The sequence below is a fragment of the Urinicoccus timonensis genome, from assembly GCF_900232945.1.
GTDB lineage: Bacteria > Bacillota > Clostridia > Tissierellales > Peptoniphilaceae > Urinicoccus > Urinicoccus timonensis.
In genome coordinates this window covers 72,888-88,519 of record NZ_OCTU01000005.1, presented here as the reverse complement: position 1 = coordinate 88,519, position 15,632 = coordinate 72,888, and the positions used below count along the sequence as shown (strand labels likewise).

The 15,632-nt window shown below is 36.4% G+C and carries 15 protein-coding genes; 4 read left to right on the top strand and 11 right to left on the bottom strand.

The annotated features are described in order from the left end of the window. Nucleotides 1–58: 58 nt before the first annotated feature. The 4 genes from CS898_RS08230 to CS898_RS08215 are packed head-to-tail and all read left to right on the top strand — an operon-like array spanning nt 59 to nt 2,140. A complete protein-coding gene (locus CS898_RS08230) occupies nt 59–652 on the top strand; it encodes a regulatory protein RecX (protein ID WP_159459151.1) in 594 nt (197 codons plus the stop codon). Continuing rightward, nucleotides 652–918 carry a GIY-YIG nuclease family protein gene (locus CS898_RS08225; RefSeq protein WP_009430604.1) on the top strand — a complete coding sequence of 89 codons (267 nt, stop codon included), beginning with the start codon at nt 652–654 and terminating at the stop codon, nt 916–918. Before CS898_RS08230 ends, CS898_RS08225 begins: the two co-directional genes overlap by 1 nt. Beyond that, a complete protein-coding gene (locus CS898_RS08220; RefSeq protein WP_159459150.1) occupies nt 893–1,678 on the top strand; it encodes a threonine/serine exporter family protein in 786 nt (261 codons plus the stop codon). The genes CS898_RS08225 and CS898_RS08220 overlap by 26 nt, the downstream gene beginning before the upstream one ends. A gap of 9 nt (nt 1,679–1,687) precedes the next feature. Further along, nucleotides 1,688–2,140, top strand: a complete 453-nt coding sequence (locus CS898_RS08215) for a threonine/serine exporter family protein (protein ID WP_009430266.1) — start codon at nt 1,688–1,690, stop codon at nt 2,138–2,140. Between the two features lie 90 nt (nt 2,141–2,230). Here CS898_RS08215 and CS898_RS08210 read toward each other — a convergent pair whose 3' ends face one another. From CS898_RS08210 to scfB, 11 genes are all read right to left on the bottom strand, one after another. Further along, nucleotides 2,231–3,307 carry a hypothetical protein gene (locus CS898_RS08210; protein WP_099208805.1) on the bottom strand — a complete coding sequence of 359 codons (1,077 nt, stop codon included), beginning with the start codon at nt 3,305–3,307 and terminating at the stop codon, nt 2,231–2,233. After that, nucleotides 3,291–4,028, bottom strand: coding sequence for a hypothetical protein (locus tag CS898_RS08205; RefSeq protein WP_143614612.1), 738 nt, complete (start codon nt 4,026–4,028; stop codon nt 3,291–3,293). Before CS898_RS08205 ends, CS898_RS08210 begins: the two co-directional genes overlap by 17 nt. A 100-nt stretch (nt 4,029–4,128) precedes the next feature. Then, the gene (locus CS898_RS08200) at nt 4,129–4,548 is read right to left on the bottom strand and encodes a SoxR reducing system RseC family protein (protein WP_009430044.1); all 420 of its coding nucleotides are present in this window, start codon (nt 4,546–4,548) and stop codon (nt 4,129–4,131) included. Further along, on the bottom strand, nt 4,549–6,318 hold the full coding sequence (aspS, locus tag CS898_RS08195) for an aspartate--tRNA ligase (protein ID WP_009431033.1): 1,770 nt from the start codon (nt 6,316–6,318) through the stop codon (nt 4,549–4,551). Between the two features lie 59 nt (nt 6,319–6,377). Beyond that, nucleotides 6,378–7,904 carry a Mur ligase family protein gene (locus CS898_RS08190; protein ID WP_234976051.1) on the bottom strand — a complete coding sequence of 509 codons (1,527 nt, stop codon included), beginning with the start codon at nt 7,902–7,904 and terminating at the stop codon, nt 6,378–6,380. Further along, entirely contained in the window at nt 7,898–9,277 is a 1,380-nt protein-coding gene (gene hemZ / locus CS898_RS08185) for a coproporphyrinogen dehydrogenase HemZ (RefSeq protein ID WP_099208803.1), read from the bottom strand. Before hemZ ends, CS898_RS08190 begins: the two co-directional genes overlap by 7 nt. A 1-nt stretch (nt 9,278) precedes the next feature. Beyond that, the gene (locus CS898_RS08180) at nt 9,279–9,896 is read right to left on the bottom strand and encodes an MBL fold metallo-hydrolase (RefSeq protein ID WP_159459149.1); all 618 of its coding nucleotides are present in this window, start codon (nt 9,894–9,896) and stop codon (nt 9,279–9,281) included. A gap of 13 nt (nt 9,897–9,909) precedes the next feature. Next, complete coding sequence (dtd, locus tag CS898_RS08175; RefSeq protein ID WP_009431811.1) at nt 9,910–10,347, bottom strand: D-aminoacyl-tRNA deacylase; 438 nt, start codon at nt 10,345–10,347, stop codon at nt 9,910–9,912. A 2-nt stretch (nt 10,348–10,349) separates the two neighbouring features. Further along, nucleotides 10,350–12,506, bottom strand: coding sequence for a RelA/SpoT family protein (locus CS898_RS08170; protein ID WP_099208801.1), 2,157 nt, complete (start codon nt 12,504–12,506; stop codon nt 10,350–10,352). 1 nt (nt 12,507) lies between these two features. Further along, a complete protein-coding gene (gene recJ / locus CS898_RS08165) occupies nt 12,508–14,259 on the bottom strand; it encodes a single-stranded-DNA-specific exonuclease RecJ (RefSeq protein ID WP_099208800.1) in 1,752 nt (583 codons plus the stop codon). 20 nt (nt 14,260–14,279) lie between these two features. Then, complete coding sequence (gene scfB / locus CS898_RS08160) at nt 14,280–15,629, bottom strand: thioether cross-link-forming SCIFF peptide maturase (protein ID WP_099208799.1); 1,350 nt, start codon at nt 15,627–15,629, stop codon at nt 14,280–14,282. Nucleotides 15,630–15,632: the final 3 nt, after the last annotated feature.

The window sequence follows — 15,632 nt, the reverse complement described above, 5'->3', positions numbered from 1 at the left end:
CTCTTATAAATTATTGAGTCTAATGTCTATTTCTGATACAATTCAAATAGGAGGAAGTATGAAAATAATAGAATCAATTTCATTTCTCAAAGGAAATTATAAAATTACCACAAAAGATCAAGAACTTCTCTACTTAAATGAAGAAACCTTTATACATAGTGGCCTTTACAAGGGATGTGAGATTTCAGAAGATTCTTGGGCCCAACTAGAAGAAGAAAATCAATTCTATGAAGCAAGAGACTTGAGTTTGGGCTATTTAAGGCGAAGACGGACTAGTGGTGAAATTAAATATTTCTTAAAGGAAAAGGGCTTCAACCAAGCTTGTTTAGATAGGGTTATTGAATACCTAAATGATTATCAATTAATTAATGATGAAGATTATATTAAGGATTATATTCATGACCAGTTCTATTTACAAAAAAATGGACCCCGAAAAATTAAGTTCAAATTAATGAATAAATTTCTGGACCCTGGAATAATCGATACGCATTTAGCCAATCTTCCTCACGAAGATTTGGAGAAAATGGTTAAAGAGTTAATTGAAAAGAAATATGGTCCAGGGCCCTTCTCTTTAAAAGAAAAACAAAAAATAAACCGCTATTTGCAAAACAAGGGCTATCCCTACCCTGCTATTTCAAAGGAGCTATTCTAATGGACTATGTCTATATTGTCCAGTGTCGAGATAAAACCCTGTACACTGGCTATACCAAGGACCTTAAAAAGAGAATCCAAGCCCATAATGCCGGAAAAGGAGCTAAGTATACCAGGGGACGTGGACCGGTAGCTCTTGTATATTGGGAAGAATGTAAAAATAAATCTCTGGCCCTTTCAAGAGAAGCGGCAATTAAGAAATTACCCAGGGATAAAAAATTAGAACTGGTGGAATCAAAGATTGAAAAAGTCAATGAATTATTGTAAGGATAAGGCATATGCCCAAAAGGTTATGGCTATGGCCCTATATTTAGGCCAGCTCTTAGTTAAATATGGTGCAGAAATTTATCGAACGGAAGATACCATATCTAGAATCTGTGAAAGCTATGAGAATTTAACTGCCATTGATGTATTTGGCTTAAGTAATGGCTTATTTATTTCTTTAGAATATAATAATGAAGTCATTACCATGTATAAGAATGCTAGCGTAGGAAATTTAAATTTAGAAAAGATTGACCTCCTAAATACTTTTAGCCGGAGGTTTGTTAAAAATCCTCAATATATTCAAGTAGCTATTCAGGAATTAAGAGATATAGAGGATAAGGATGAGTATAGTTTTCCCTTTAAACTCTTGGCCGCTGGCCTAGCAGCATCTTTCTTTTCCCTTTTATTTGGCGCTGATTTTATGGATGCTATCTGTACTTTCTTTGTAGGAGTTTTCAGTTATGGTGGTGTTTTCATTCTCTCCAAGTACGACCTAACATTTTTTATAGAAAGCTTTCTAGGAGCCTTCTTTTCTTCTTTTTTTGCCATGATTTGTATTGTTTTGGGACTAGGGCATAATATTGACCACATCATTATTGGCTCTATTATGCTTTTTGTGCCAGGAGTTGCCATCACCAATGCCATACGAGACATTATGTCAGATGATTTTTTATCAGGGTTGATAGGTCTAGTTAAGGCTATTTTCATTGCCCTAGCTATTGCTATAGGCGTTGGTATTGTTTTAAGCTTCCATTTGAAATAGGAGGATTTTATGATTTATTTCAGGGCTTTTTTCTACTCTTTTGTAGCTAGCTTGGGTTTTGCCTTACTTTTTAATGCACCCAGAAGATCAATTGTACCCGCCTGTATCGTTGGTGGGATTAGCTGGGTTGTCTATGAATTTTTGCAAGTTCGAGCTTATAATTACATGCTTTCAGCTTTTTTAGCTGCTTTCATCATTGGAATTTTAGGAGAGATTTTTTCTAGAAAGTTGAAAAATCCAGCGACTCTTTTTATTCTTCCAGGCTTGATTCCCTTGGTACCAGGAGCAGGAATGTATTATTCTATGAACCAGCTTATTGAGCAAAATTATAATTCCTTTATAGAGATAGGGGCAAAAACTTTTTTTACTGCTGCTGCCCTATCTGTAGGAATTGTTGCTTCGTCAATTTTTTCAAAAAGCTTAAGAAGGGTACGAATCAGAAAGCAGGACAATGGCCTATAAAGCAATGACTAGTTTTGTGGAAGTATAGAGAAGAAGTGATTTTATCCCACTTCATAAAAAATAGAAAGTCGATAGTTTCCTATCGACTTTCTATTTTTTATCGTTTTTTATCAATTGATAACCCAAACTTGCCACTTGAGCCCAGTGGTTTTCTGTATTGGATATATCTCTTAAATAATAGTTTTCAGAACTTTCTCCATCAATGACACTCATTAAAACTCCAGATGGTGTAAAATATGAAAACGCAGTTTTATCTCCCATTTGGCAAGTGATAAAATAGACTTTGGAATTCTCTAGATAAGCTTTAAACATCCCCTTAGAGCTATCTGTAGAAAAGGCCTTAGCCACAATGGACAATTGGTCTAGTCCATAACTATAAGTATCCCATAAAAAACTTCCCTTTAAACTAATGTCATTCATGGCCTGTTTAGTATCACTATGCATCTGTCCCTTTTCATCTTTTAACCAGACACTCTTTTTCACCTCTAAGTCAGGGGTGTTAATGGGTCCTTCAATCGAAAGAATATCATCTATATATTCCTTTAGGGCAGTGGTTATTTCCATTTGACTAGCTACAGACTCTAGGACTTGGTCCAGCTGAGGATTCTTATTATAGTGACCACGCATTATGGCATACCAAGACCCAGAATTATTGCTATTGCAAAAATATTCGATTCCCCCCACTCTTCTCAAAATTGCACTATTGGCAGAAAGAGTCGTTTCCAGGTCTATTTTTTTTAGGGCTCCCAGAGTTTGGTAAATGGCAAGAGATTGAGATAGGCCATCCATTTCGCCAAGATCATAAAAGGGTGAGTTTTTGCTAGATTGAACCACCTGGCTAACCAAGATTGGATAGTGGTCTAAAGAAGTCTTAAATAGGTAGGACTTGAGTTGAGAAGAATCAAAATTAGGAAGTTTAATTTTTTGCCAATTATTTTCTAGATTAACTAATTGGTCAATAGCCTCTTTCCCCTGATGAATTTCTTCAGTGAGAGACGTAGTCTCAATCTTTTTGTAGTTCAACTCTCTTTCTAGTCCCTTTACATCTTTCTTTAATTGGCCATAATTCCCCTCTTTAGGATAGAGGTAGACTCCAAAGGCCAGAATAAAAAGACTGATTAAAAAAAGAATAAACTGAAGCCCTTTTCCTCTACTTTTCTTCTTCATTATTTTTTAACTCCTCTAATTGGTTCAATACGCCTTCATATTGTAAATATTGGCTATAGAGTTCTTCAAATTGCTTTTGGTAACTTTGAAGTTGACTTAAGTTAAAATCTACAACATTGTAGCCCCTCTTTTGTAGGCTCTTAACTCCATCGAGATATAAATCAAAGGCTACCCGGCTATCATCAAGATTTTTCAAGTTAATTTCGGATAGCTTGTAGAGGTCATAGCCTAAAGAAACCTGATGGAGTATTCCTGCCTTCAAGTCAGGACTGTCTGTGGGATTTTTCTGGTAAAAAGAATGATAGATCGGATCCTCTAAGATTAGATTCAATATATGACTGGCATTAAGACTTTCCCAAAGGTTAGGAGCAAGTTTATTATTTTCTGTTTGGCTAGATATATCTGAGTATTTTCCTAAAAAAATAAGGAGGTCGTCATTTTCATAAAAGGCCTTTCTAAAGCCTTGGTCCATTAAAATTATATGTACTTGTTGAAGAATATCCTCCTGTTTCTGCCTAAAAGAGTCAATTTCTTTTTGAATAGAAATGCTATTTAGGTCAGTGACAGGAAAACCATGTTGAGCCAGAAAGTTTTGAGATAATGCTTCCTGGCTCTTTTTTATTTTTATATTGTCTGCTTGCAAGGAGGCGAGTTTTTGGTCCTGCTCCTTTATAAGCTCCTTATATTCCTTATAGTCACTAGATAGATGTTTTTGACTCACGTTTAATAGGTATGAATAGGTCAAAAAACAGCAGGATGTCACTACCAAGAAGACAAGGAAAATTGTGGTATATCTTTTATGATTCGTTTCCATAAACTACCTACAGAATCTTCACCATTTGAATTGGACTATGGCTTAATTGTGATTTTCGGTCCAATCTTGAAATATATAGGTAGCTTGCTAGTAAAGTAACTAGACCTATAAAAAAGCCAAAAAGCTCGTATGATGGTACATTTAAGGCCTTGAAGACATAGGTTCCCACCAAAGATCCTACCAGCAATCCAAGTAAAGGAAGCCCATAAACTAAAAATATATAGGATAAGACACGCTTGGCGTCAGCTTCCAATTGAACATAATCCCCTACCTTGGCATTTAAATTGTTAATGATTTGAATATGTTCTACCTTTTCTTCACAACTAGCATGACATGATTCACAGCTGGCTCCACAAGCTCCAACACGTCTTACTTCTAAATCAGCCAAACCATCTTGAACAGATGTAACATAACCAACTTGTTCCATTTATTTCACCTCAATATTTAATTCATTCAGTTGTTTATCAGAAACTTCAACAGGCGCTCCTGTCATGAGGCAAGTGGCAGATTGGGTTTTTGGAAAAGCAATGACATCGCGAATGTTGTCTGCACCTGTAAAAATCATGGTGAGACGGTCTAAGCCATAGGCAATTCCCCCATGAGGAGGAGCTCCGTATTTAAAGGCATCTAAAAAGAAACCAAATTTTTCTTCCGCATCTTCCTTGCTAAAGCCAAGAGCCTTGAACATTTTTTCTTGAAGGTCACTGTTGTTAATCCGAATACTTCCTCCCCCTATTTCATCGCCGTTAATGACCAAGTCATATGCCTTGGCTCGGACTGCTGATGGGTCCTCTTCTAATTTTGGAATATCCTCTTCAATAGGATGGGTAAAGGGATGGTGCATGGCTACATAGCGGTTTTCTTCTTGGCTGTATTCAAATTGAGGGAAGTCAGTAATCCATAAAATTTCATCATGACTTTCATCAATTAAGTTAAATTCCTTGGCAAGATGAAGACGTAAGGCGCCCAGGGCAGTTAATACAGTAGAGTTTTCATCAGCAACAATTAAAATGATGTCCCCTACTTCTGCTTTTAGATTTTCAATAATAGCATCTAATTCTTTGTCTAAAAACTTTGCAATGGGAGACTGAATTCCATCTTCGTTGATCTTAATCCAAGCTAAACCCTTGGCTCCATAAGTTTTGACGAAGTCTTCCAATTTATCAATTTTTTTACGACTTAGGTCCTTGGCCAACTCCTTAGCTAAAAGGCAACGTACAGACTTTCCATCTGTTGTTGCTTGAGAAAAAACTTTAAAAGAGGAATCTCTCACAAGTTCGGAGATGTTTTGGATTTCCATAGCAAATCGTAAATCGGGTTTATCGGATCCAAAACGGTTCATGGCTTCATCGTAGGGGAGTTTTTTAAAAGGAAGAGATAGCTCAACTCCCTTTATTTCTCGATAGAGCATTTGAATAAATTCTTCATTTAAAGCCATAATTTCTTCTTGGCTCATAAAGCTCATTTCCATGTCAATTTGGGTAAATTCAGGTTGTCGATTGGCCCTTAAATCTTCATCTCGAAAACACTTGGTAATTTGAATATAACGGTCAAACCCTCCAACCATTAAAAGTTGCTTCATAATTTGAGGAGATTGAGGCAAGGCATAAAACTTGCCCTTATTGATCCGACTTGGAACCAAGTAATCCCGAGCTCCTTCTGGAGTAGGCTTTGTCAGCATAGGAGTTTCAATTTCAACAAAATCATGATCGCTAAAAAAGTTGCGAGTAAGTTGACTGATTTTGGATCTTAAACGCAGATTTCTTTGCATTTCAGATTTTCTAAGGTCCAATGTTCGATATTTTAAACGCATGGTTTCATCGACATTATCTCCATCTTTAACATAAATAGGTGGAACCTCAGATGTATTTAAAATTTTAAGTTCATCTACAAGAACTTCAATATTTCCTGTAGGAATATTAGGATTTTTATTTGAACGTTCTCTAGGCTTACCCTTTACGGCAATAACAAATTCAGACCGTAAACCTTGAGCCTTTTCATAAAGTGCAGAATCCGTATCATTGTTAAAGACAAGCTGAACAATTCCAGAAAAGTCTCTTAAGTCAACAAAAATCAGAGAGCCAAGGTCTCTTTCCTTTTGGACCCAGCCCATTAAACAAACACTTTCACCTATATTTTCTTCACGTAAGACACCACAATAGTGGCTTCTTGACCAATTACCTAAATGATCTAGCATATTTTTACCTCCTCGTTCTGTCTAAGTCTATTATAATCTTCTATAAAGTCCATTTCAAGCTAACAGGACCGCCCCTGAACCCTTTGACTCAACTCTTCTTGATTCAAGCGAGGGTTTGAATTTTTTGTCAGTAAAAAACCAGCATGATCCATTCCTTGACATCCGGCCAATAGAAGTAAGTCCCCGTCCTCAACAAATTCAAGTGCTTGATTTAAGGCATCCTCTAACTGGTCCATCAACTCTACCTGGATTTTTTCTTCTTCCATTACTTTTAAGAAGATTTGACGTTCTTCATCATGAACCCGATCTTTTTGGGAGACACAATCTTGACTTAAACTGGCAATAAATTTTTTTAATTTTGCTTTCTTTAAAAATTTACTCATGGTTTGGGAGACCTCTTCATTGAGATGAACTCCCCGATTTCCTCGAATGGCATAAACCATGACCAAGGATTTATAATCCATTTTCATCAGAGTTTCCATGGTAATTTCAATATTCCGACTGTTGGCAAAATGATCATCAATAATTTTAAAGGGGCTTGTTTGGATCATTTCAAAGCGTCGTTCCACTCCAGTAAAATCTTCAATTCCTTTTTTAATGATGTCTTTTTCAATTCCCAATAAAAGGGCCAGGCTAATGGCCACTAGACTATTCATAACAGATGAATAGCCTGATGACGAAAGTTGAATATCCATTTCAAAGGGCTCAAGAGTCTTATTCTTTAGCTTAATTTCTTTATTTAGGACGTAGGTATAAGATCCGAATCCTGTTGATAAGTCTAAATTTTTGAGGTAAATATCCGCTGTGTTCTGGTAGGAAAGGTGGAGAACTTTCCCTTGTGTTTCTTCTTCTAACTTCGCAATTAGAGGCTCGTCTTGGTTTAAGAGGACAAAAGAATCCTCTTTTGCTTGGGTAATAAGCTTTTTCTTTTGCTTGTAGTAGTTTTCAAAAGATCCGTGCTGGTCAATGTGTTCTCTGGATAAATTATGAAAACTGACTAAGTCGAAATCACAGCCTACAACTCGATCAAGTTCTTGAGCCGAAGAAGAAACCTCCATAATACAGGCATCAATCTCCTTTTGATCCATATTAAAAAAGTGTTCTTGTAGGTCATAGGATTGAGGTGTAGTTAAGATGCTAGCTTTTTCATAATCTGGATATTTTACCTTAACAGTTCCAATTAAACCGGTTTTTAATCCATTTTCTTCTAGGATATGGTTTAGCATAAAAGAAGTAGATGTTTTCCCATTAGTAGCAGTAATACCCACTAAGGGGAAGTTTTTAGAGGGAAAATTAAAAAATCCAGATGATAGTAAGGCCAAGGCCCTTCTTGGATTTTCCACTTTTATCTGGGGAATATTATCTTCTGTAAATTTTGAACAGACAACGACACTAGCCCCATTTTTTATAGCATCAGGGATGTATTTATGGCCGTCTACCAGTTCTCCTGGTATAGCTACAAATAAATTTCCACCTTGAACCATTTGGGAATGATAGTGGATGCCGGTAATTTCTGTTGGGAGAACTCCCTTGGAATCTAAAACATCAATTGTTGCCATTAATTCCTCTAAATTTTTTCTTACCATTTAAAATCCTCCATAAAGGTTCGCTTTAATAAATTTTTATCTTGCCAATGCTCTTGGTAGTCTCTAAGATTTTTATATTGTAAAACTTTTTCCAGCCGATTTGATTCTGGATAGTAAAATTTTGAACTACTACTCATCCCAAAGCCCAATATACTTTGTTGTTCATCCATCATAAGCATATTATAAAGGGACTCCTTACCTTCTTTGCTGTACCCTGCATTGAATCCATTCCCCAAGGTTCTTTTTTGTCGATACATATAATAGGGATTATATCCCTTGCTTACTAATTCTTGATAGGCATCGTCGATGACTTTAGAAATAACTTCTGAAATAGAAAAATACTCCTGCTCTTGAAATAAACGAGAGCCATTTTTTAAAGATAGAGTATGGACCGTAATATTATCAGGATCCAAATTAATGACGCGGCCTAAGGAATCCATCATCTCTAGAGAGCTTTCACCTGGTAAACCTAAAATTAAATCAACATTAATTGAAAAATCAAATTGATTAGCCAGGTCATAGGCTCTTAAAAAGTCATTTATAGAGTGTTTTCTATTTAGACGAGACAAGGTTTTATCCTGCATGGTTTGAGGATTAATACTAATTCTCTGAACATCATGACTTTTTAAACATGAAAAAACTGCCTCTGTAAGAGTATCTGGACGCCCTGCTTCAACGGTAAATTCCATTCCTTGTCCAAATATCCTTCTAGTAGTTTTTAGGATTCTTTCTAATTGGTCTACTCCTATGGATGTTGGAGTGCCACCACCTATGTAAATACTCGTTGGCTTTTTACTCAAGTCCCTATAGCTTTCCAATTCTTTTAAGAGGGTATCTACATAGGTCTTTAAAAGATCCTTATTTGAACTTTTAATTATTGGATAGGAACAATAGGTACAGCGGCTAGGACAAAATGGAATGTGAATATAAACAGAGTAGCCTTTGGGATCAACAGATTCAAAATAGGATTTTTCTTTTAAGGCAATGGACAATAAAAATTCAGCCATTAGGTCTTCTATAGAGTAATAATTTTTTAAATAGTCTAGAACTTGGTCAGGAGGCATCTTGTCTAATAAGTCAATAATAAGCTTAATGGGACGAACTCCTGTCAAAATTCCAAATTTTGAAGGCATTTTTTCTTTTATATCCAAGGAATTTAAGATGTAACTTTTGATTCTCCATCTTCTCTCCTGAAGGTCTATGTCTTCTGGCAGATGGCATACTTGATTTAAATCTTGGCTCAAAAAGATTGTCTTCCCGGGACTATTTATAATCTCTATATCTTTTTCACTAACAAATTGAGGATAGAGCATACGGATTAACTCAAAATAATCGTGGGCTTCAGCCTCAATAAAATTCTTAAATTTTATCATCTTAAGCTAAAAATGGATTCATCATTTTTTCTTGGGAAACAAGACTTCTAGGCCCATGCCCAGGTAAAATAATCGTATCTGCTGGATAGGAAGTTAATTTATGGCAGGAAGCTATAATTTCTGGATAGTTTCCTCCTGGGAAGTCAGTCCGACCAATAGACCCGCAAAATAAGGTATCTCCAGTAAATAAGCAGGGTTTAATATAGATACTCATACCTCCGGGTGTATGGCCTGGGCAATGGATAAAACGAAGGGTTTCTTGGCCAAAAGTGATTTCTTGGCCATCTTCTACTGTAACAAGCTGGGATGATTTTTCTGGGAGATTGATGTTCATTAAAGAGCTTAGGCTCATATCCTGGTCATAAAGAGTAGCAAGTTCTTCTTTGTGGAGATATACGGGCACAGAATAAGCCTCCATCAATTCAGCTAAGGCTCCTATGTGGTCTCCATGGGCATGGGTTAAGATGATAAACTTTAAATCCAGATGATTTGCATCTAAAACTTCTTTTATTTTGTCTCCATTGCTAGCAGGATCAATAATAAAGGCTTCTTTTTCTTCATTATGGACAAGGTAGCAATTGGTTTCATAAGGCCCCAGGATTAGAGTTTCTATCTTCAAGGCACTTTCCCTCCTAACTTTCAATTAAAATGGTGACAGGGCCGTCATTAATTAAGGATACAGCCATGTCTGCACCAAATTCCCCTGTTTGCACAGGAATATTCATTTCCTTTAATTTTGTGATAAATTTTTGATAGAGAGGTTCAGCTACATCACCCTTAGCAGCTAATTGATAGCTAGGACGATTCCCCTTCTTTGTATCTGCATACAAGGTAAACTGACTTACCACTAATAGGTCTTTCTTTTGGTCTATTAAAGACTCATTCATGACCCCATCTAAATCATCAAAAATCCTGCAATTAACAATTTTTCTCACTAAATAATCGATATCTTTTTCCTCATCATCCATCTTGATTCCTAGAAAAATCAAGAGGCCGTTTCCTATGGATGATAGTTTTTTTCCATCTACAGAAACTTCTGCAGACTGTACTCTTTGAATTAATGCGCGCATCTTCAGCTCCCTACTCGATATGCATTGTAAATTGATTTTAGCTTTTTAAGTCGTTTGATTAATAAGTCCAATTCATCAATATTGTGTAGCTCCACCTTCACATTGATAAATAAAATATGGTCTTTGGTATTTTTGGCTGTCAAACTGATGAGATTCAGTTTAGAGTCATTAATCCGATTCGCTACATCCCCAATAACCGTGGATTTATCCATGGCTTGGATTTCTATTTGGGCTGTGTACTGGCCATTTTCTCCAGTATCCCACTTAACTTCTAAATATCTAGACTTGTCATCGTTTTGGGCAATATTTAAGCAGTCCATCCGGTGGACACTAACTCCTCGGCCCATGGTGACATAGCCGATGATATCATCACCAGGAACAGGATTGCAGCATTTGGCAAAACGAACCTTGACATTATCTAGTCCTTTAACAATAACTCCTGAGGTATTTTTAGATTTTTTATTTTGAGTTTTATTTTCATTGTAGTTTAGGTTAGAAAAATCGATGGATTCTTTGTGTTCTTTATGGTATAAATCAACCAACTTGGCCATTACTTGATTGATTGTAATAGACCCATAACCTACACCAGCATACATATCTTCTAAACTAGGAATCTTTAGCTTGTCTAGAATGTCATTTAACCAGTCATCCCGCAAGATATCTCCAACCCGATATCCTAATTTTTTTGCTTCTCTTTCAAGACTTTCTCGGCCCCGCTCAATATTTTTTTCTCGGTCCCTGACCTTAAAGTATTGCCTAATTTTAGACTTCGCCTGGGATGACTTTACAATATTAAGCCAGTCTAAAGAAGGTTCAGCATTGGATCCTGTAATAATTTCTACAATATCTCCATTTTTCAGATGATAGTGTAGAGGAACAATTCGGCCATTTATTTTTGCTCCCTGACAAGTATTTCCTACTCCAGTGTGGACCCTGTAAGCAAAATCAATAGGTGTAGATCCTTCAGGAAGATTAATCACATCTCCGTTAGGAGTAAAGACATAAACCTCATCCGCTAAGAAGTCAATCTTTAAGGTTTCCATAAAATCATTGGGATCATTTACATCTTTTTGCCATTCCAAAAGTTGCCTTAGCCAGGTTAAGTTTTCATCAAAGCTGGTGGTCTTGTTTACACCTTCCTTGTACTTCCAATGAGCAGCAATCCCGTATTCAGCAGTCCTATGCATATCATAAGTCCGAATTTGTACTTCGAAGGTTTCGCCCTGATCGTCCATAACTGTGGTATGGAGGGATTGGTACTTGTTGGGCTTAGGCATGGCAATATAATCTTTAAAGCGCCCAGGAATTGGTTTAAAAAGGGTATGAACAACACCCAGGACTGCATAGCAGTCATTAATGGATTCCACTAAGACCCGGATGGCACTTAAGTCATAGATTTCATCAAAAGCCCTACCTTTAAAGTGCATCTTTTTATAGATACTATAAAAGTTTTTGGGACGTCCATGAATATCCGCCTTGATATTTACATCAATGAGGGCTGTTTGAAGGCGGTCAATCATACGGTTGATAAAGTCCATTCTTTCAGTTCGCCGCTTGTTGACCATATCTACTAGCTTGTAGTAATTATCTGGATCTAAATAACGTAGAGATAAATCCTCCAGCTCCCATTTGATCCGACTCATACCAAGTCGATCTGCTAAGGGAGCATAAATTTCTATAGTTTCCAAGGCCTTTTCTTTTTTCTTGGCCTCATTCATATATTCCAGAGTTCGTAAATTATGGAGACGGTCTGCTAACTTAACAATAATCACCCGAATGTCCTTGGCCATGGCCAGGACCATCTTACGGATATTCTCAGCTTGCTTTTCTTGCTTTGTTTGATAGGATAATTTTTTTAATTTGGTCACCCCATCAACTAGGTTGGCAATCTCTTCTCCAAAAAGTTCTTTGACATCTTCGTAAGTGACATCAGTGTCTTCTACTACATCATGGAGTAGGCCCGCAACGATTGTGGCAGGATCCATATTCATTTCAGCTAAAATCAAAGCTACATGGTAGGGGTGAATAATGTAATCTTCACCTGAATTTCGCTTTTGGCCACGATGCTTTTCTTCAGCAAATTCAAAGCCCTTGCGAATAAAAGCTTCATCAACATTTGGATTGTAGGATTTTATTTTTTCAAGTAAGGTTTCTAGCATTTCACACCCCTTTATATCGATAGGATTCTATAACCAGTTGAATTGTTTTTTGTTGGTTAAATTCATTGATGCTTGGCTTGTAAACCAGGTCAATAAAAATATTATTTTCTCTATTATAATACAGGTTTTCTACCTCTTGTGGAGGATAGGATTCATTTAATCGATTAAAAAACTTTTTATAATCCTCAAATAAAATTGCTTCCCGGTAAAAATTGTCTTTATGGACAAAGAATTTAATAACATTTTTATTTTTACCCAATATCTTTAAGTTCGAAATCTTTAAGTTCAAGTCACCAAAAGAAGGCTGTGGATTAGCCACACCAAAAGGCTCTAATTTTTTTAAAGATTCAATAAGTTCCATGGAGACCATTTGAATGGGTAATTGGGCATCTAAATAAACTTTTTTTGTAAAATCTTTTTGGTCTAAAGAACAGTGGTTTAAAATTTTTTCATAAAAACCATCAAAGTTTTCGTTTTTTAAAGAAAGGCCACAAGCCATGGCATGGCCCCCAAAACTTAAAAGGTCTTGGCGAAATTTTGAAAATTCTTTGGACATATTATAGGCCTCGATACTTCTGCCAGATCCTTTTAGACCTTGGTCTGTTTTTGTTAAAACAACAGTTGGACGATTTGTACTTTCTTTAATTCGTCCAGCAATAATTCCTGCAATGCTTTCATGCAGGTCTTCTTGAACTAACATGAGAATCTTGGGAAGCTCAGTATAGCTTTTTAATTTTTCCTCAATCTTTGCAAGACCTTGGTTGGTTAATTCTTGCCGGTAACTATTAAGCTCTTTAAAACTTTGAGCTAAGGATATTGCCTGGTCCCAATCATTAGCTAGAAAAAGCTCTACAGCTTGGTTGGCATCTTCGAGACGCCCCACAGAGTTAATCGTTGGACCAAGAATAAAACCTAAGTGGTAGGGCTCTATCTCCCTCCCCTTTAAGTTACAAGCTTCAATCAGGGCTTTTAGACCCAAGTGACTTGTTCGATTGATTTCCTCCAGACCCTCTTTAACCAAGACTCTGTTCTCATTAATAAGAGGCATAACATCACAGACTGTAGCTAGAGCTACATAGGCTAAAAAATCCTCTTTGACATAGGCCTCTAAGCCGTGAATAGTATACATAGAATGCATAAGTTTAAAGGCTACAGCTCCTCCGCAAAGACCCTGGAAGGGATATTTATCTTTTTCTTGTTTTGGATTCACCACAGCATTAGCTGTTGGAATTTTATCCTTATCTCCTTCTTTTACAAGATCATGGTGGTCTGTAATGATAAGGTCAATATTTAGGTCATTTGCCTTTTTTACAGCATCAAAAGCGGCAATTCCATTATCACAGGTGATGATTAAGTCAATACCATCTTCTTGAGCCTTTTCTACAATATGAGAATTCAGCCCATATCCATCCTTTACTCGATGAGGAATGACATAATCTACCTTGGCTCGTAAACGCTGGAGACCCCGCATTAAGATACTTGTAGACATAATACCGTCTACATCATAGTCTCCAACAATCCGTATTTTCGATTGTCTGGACAAGTGTTTTGATAAGATATTACCACTTTGAATAATATCCTTCATTAAAAAAGGTGAGTGTAGGTCATCAAAGCCAGCATTTAAAAAATATTTCATTTCTTTATAGCTAGAAATTTTTCGATTTAATAAAATACGATATTCCAACTCTGTTAAGCCTAAGCCTTGATAATTTATTTCTTCTGTGGGTAAATTACTACGAATATACCACTGCATCTTCTCACCTACCTTTATATTTATCCTTCATTTGCCAAAATCGAGATGGCTGCTTCCAATCGTTTCTTTTCCATTTCGCAGCCTACCTTATAGGGTTCTAAAATAGATCCATTGGCATAGTAGGCATTGGCGTGGCAACCACCAGAGCAATAATATTTAGCCCAGCATTCTTGGCAAGCTTCTTTGGTAAATACATTTGAACATTTAAAATTTTCGATCACTTCGGTATTGGTCAAGCCTGTGTGAACATTGCCCAAGCGAAATTTTGTTTCTCCAACAAATTGATGGCAAGGATATATATCGCCAGTTGGAGTAATGGCTACATATTCAGATCCAGCCCCACAGCCCACAGACCGTTTAATGGCACAGGGACCTTGTTCTAGGTCTACCATAAAATGGAAAAATAAAAAATTAGGGTCTTCTTCCCGTATTTTTAAATAAACCTCACTTAAAATTTCATATTCTTTTAAGATTTGGTCCAGGTGTTCTTCCCGAATAGCATATTCTTGTGTGCTTTCAGCCACAACAGGTTCCATAGAAGTTTTTTCAAATCCCAAATCATGGAAGAGTTTCACATCCTTGGAAAAATCCAAGTTGTGGTTGGTGAAAGTTCCCCGAATATAGTAGTCTTTATCCTTTCTCTTTGCAACTAATTTTTGAAAGTTTTCTACAACAAGATCAAAACTTCCCTTGCCGTTGGATGTAGGTCTCATTTCATCATGGATTTCCTTACGACCATCTAGGCTTAAAACCACATTGTCCATGTGGGCATTAATAAAGTCAATATTTTCATCATTGAGTAATAGGCCATTGGTTGTAATGGTAAAACGAAAATGCTTATTGTACTTTTTCTCCAAGTCTCGACCATAAAAAACTAATTTTTTGACTAGGTCAAAGTTCATAAGTGGTTCTCCACCAAAAAAGTCCACTTCTAGGTTCTTTCGATTGTTTGAATGAAGACATAAAAATTCTAAGGCTTTTTTTCCTGTTTCTTCATCCATTAAAAGTCTTTGATCGTCATAATCACCTTGAGAGGCAAAACAGTACTTGCAGCGTAAATTGCAATCATGAGCAACGTGGAGACACATGGCCTTAATGGTATTGTCGGGATTGTAAGGAGCCTTTAACTCCATATCATCTTCTGAAAATAACAATTCTTGGTCTATTAAAAGTTGAATTTCATCAATTGCCTTAGATAAGTCTTCTTGTGGATATTGATCTTTATATTTATTTATAATTTCTGATTTATTTTTTTCTGGGATATCATCAATAATTTCATAAATCATAGGATCCACCACATGGACAGAACCACTTGGTCGATCTAAGAGGATATATTGATTATTTAAATGAAATTTATGAATTGAAGTCATGCA

Bases quoted from the DNA above. Each gene is read 5' to 3' on its own strand.
- CS898_RS08230 (WP_159459151.1), top strand. From the start codon at position 59: ATGAAAATAATAGAATCAATTTCATTTCTCAAAGGAAATTATAAAATT.
- CS898_RS08225 (WP_009430604.1), top strand. From the start codon at position 652: ATGGACTATGTCTATATTGTCCAGTGTCGAGATAAAACCCTGTACACT.
- CS898_RS08215 (WP_009430266.1), top strand. From the start codon at position 1,688: ATGATTTATTTCAGGGCTTTTTTCTACTCTTTTGTAGCTAGCTTGGGT.
- CS898_RS08210 (WP_099208805.1), bottom strand. From the start codon at position 3,307: ATGAAGAAGAAAAGTAGAGGAAAAGGGCTTCAGTTTATTCTTTTTTTA.
- CS898_RS08200 (WP_009430044.1), bottom strand. From the start codon at position 4,548: ATGGAACAAGTTGGTTATGTTACATCTGTTCAAGATGGTTTGGCTGAT.
- aspS (WP_009431033.1), bottom strand. From the start codon at position 6,318: ATGCTAGATCATTTAGGTAATTGGTCAAGAAGCCACTATTGTGGTGTC.
- CS898_RS08190 (WP_234976051.1), bottom strand. From the start codon at position 7,904: ATGGTAAGAAAAAATTTAGAGGAATTAATGGCAACAATTGATGTTTTA.
- hemZ (WP_099208803.1), bottom strand. From the start codon at position 9,277: ATGATAAAATTTAAGAATTTTATTGAGGCTGAAGCCCACGATTATTTT.
- dtd (WP_009431811.1), bottom strand. From the start codon at position 10,347: ATGCGCGCATTAATTCAAAGAGTACAGTCTGCAGAAGTTTCTGTAGAT.
- CS898_RS08170 (WP_099208801.1), bottom strand. From the start codon at position 12,506: ATGCTAGAAACCTTACTTGAAAAAATAAAATCCTACAATCCAAATGTT.
- recJ (WP_099208800.1), bottom strand. From the start codon at position 14,259: ATGCAGTGGTATATTCGTAGTAATTTACCCACAGAAGAAATAAATTAT.
- scfB (WP_099208799.1), bottom strand. From the start codon at position 15,629: ATGACTTCAATTCATAAATTTCATTTAAATAATCAATATATCCTCTTA.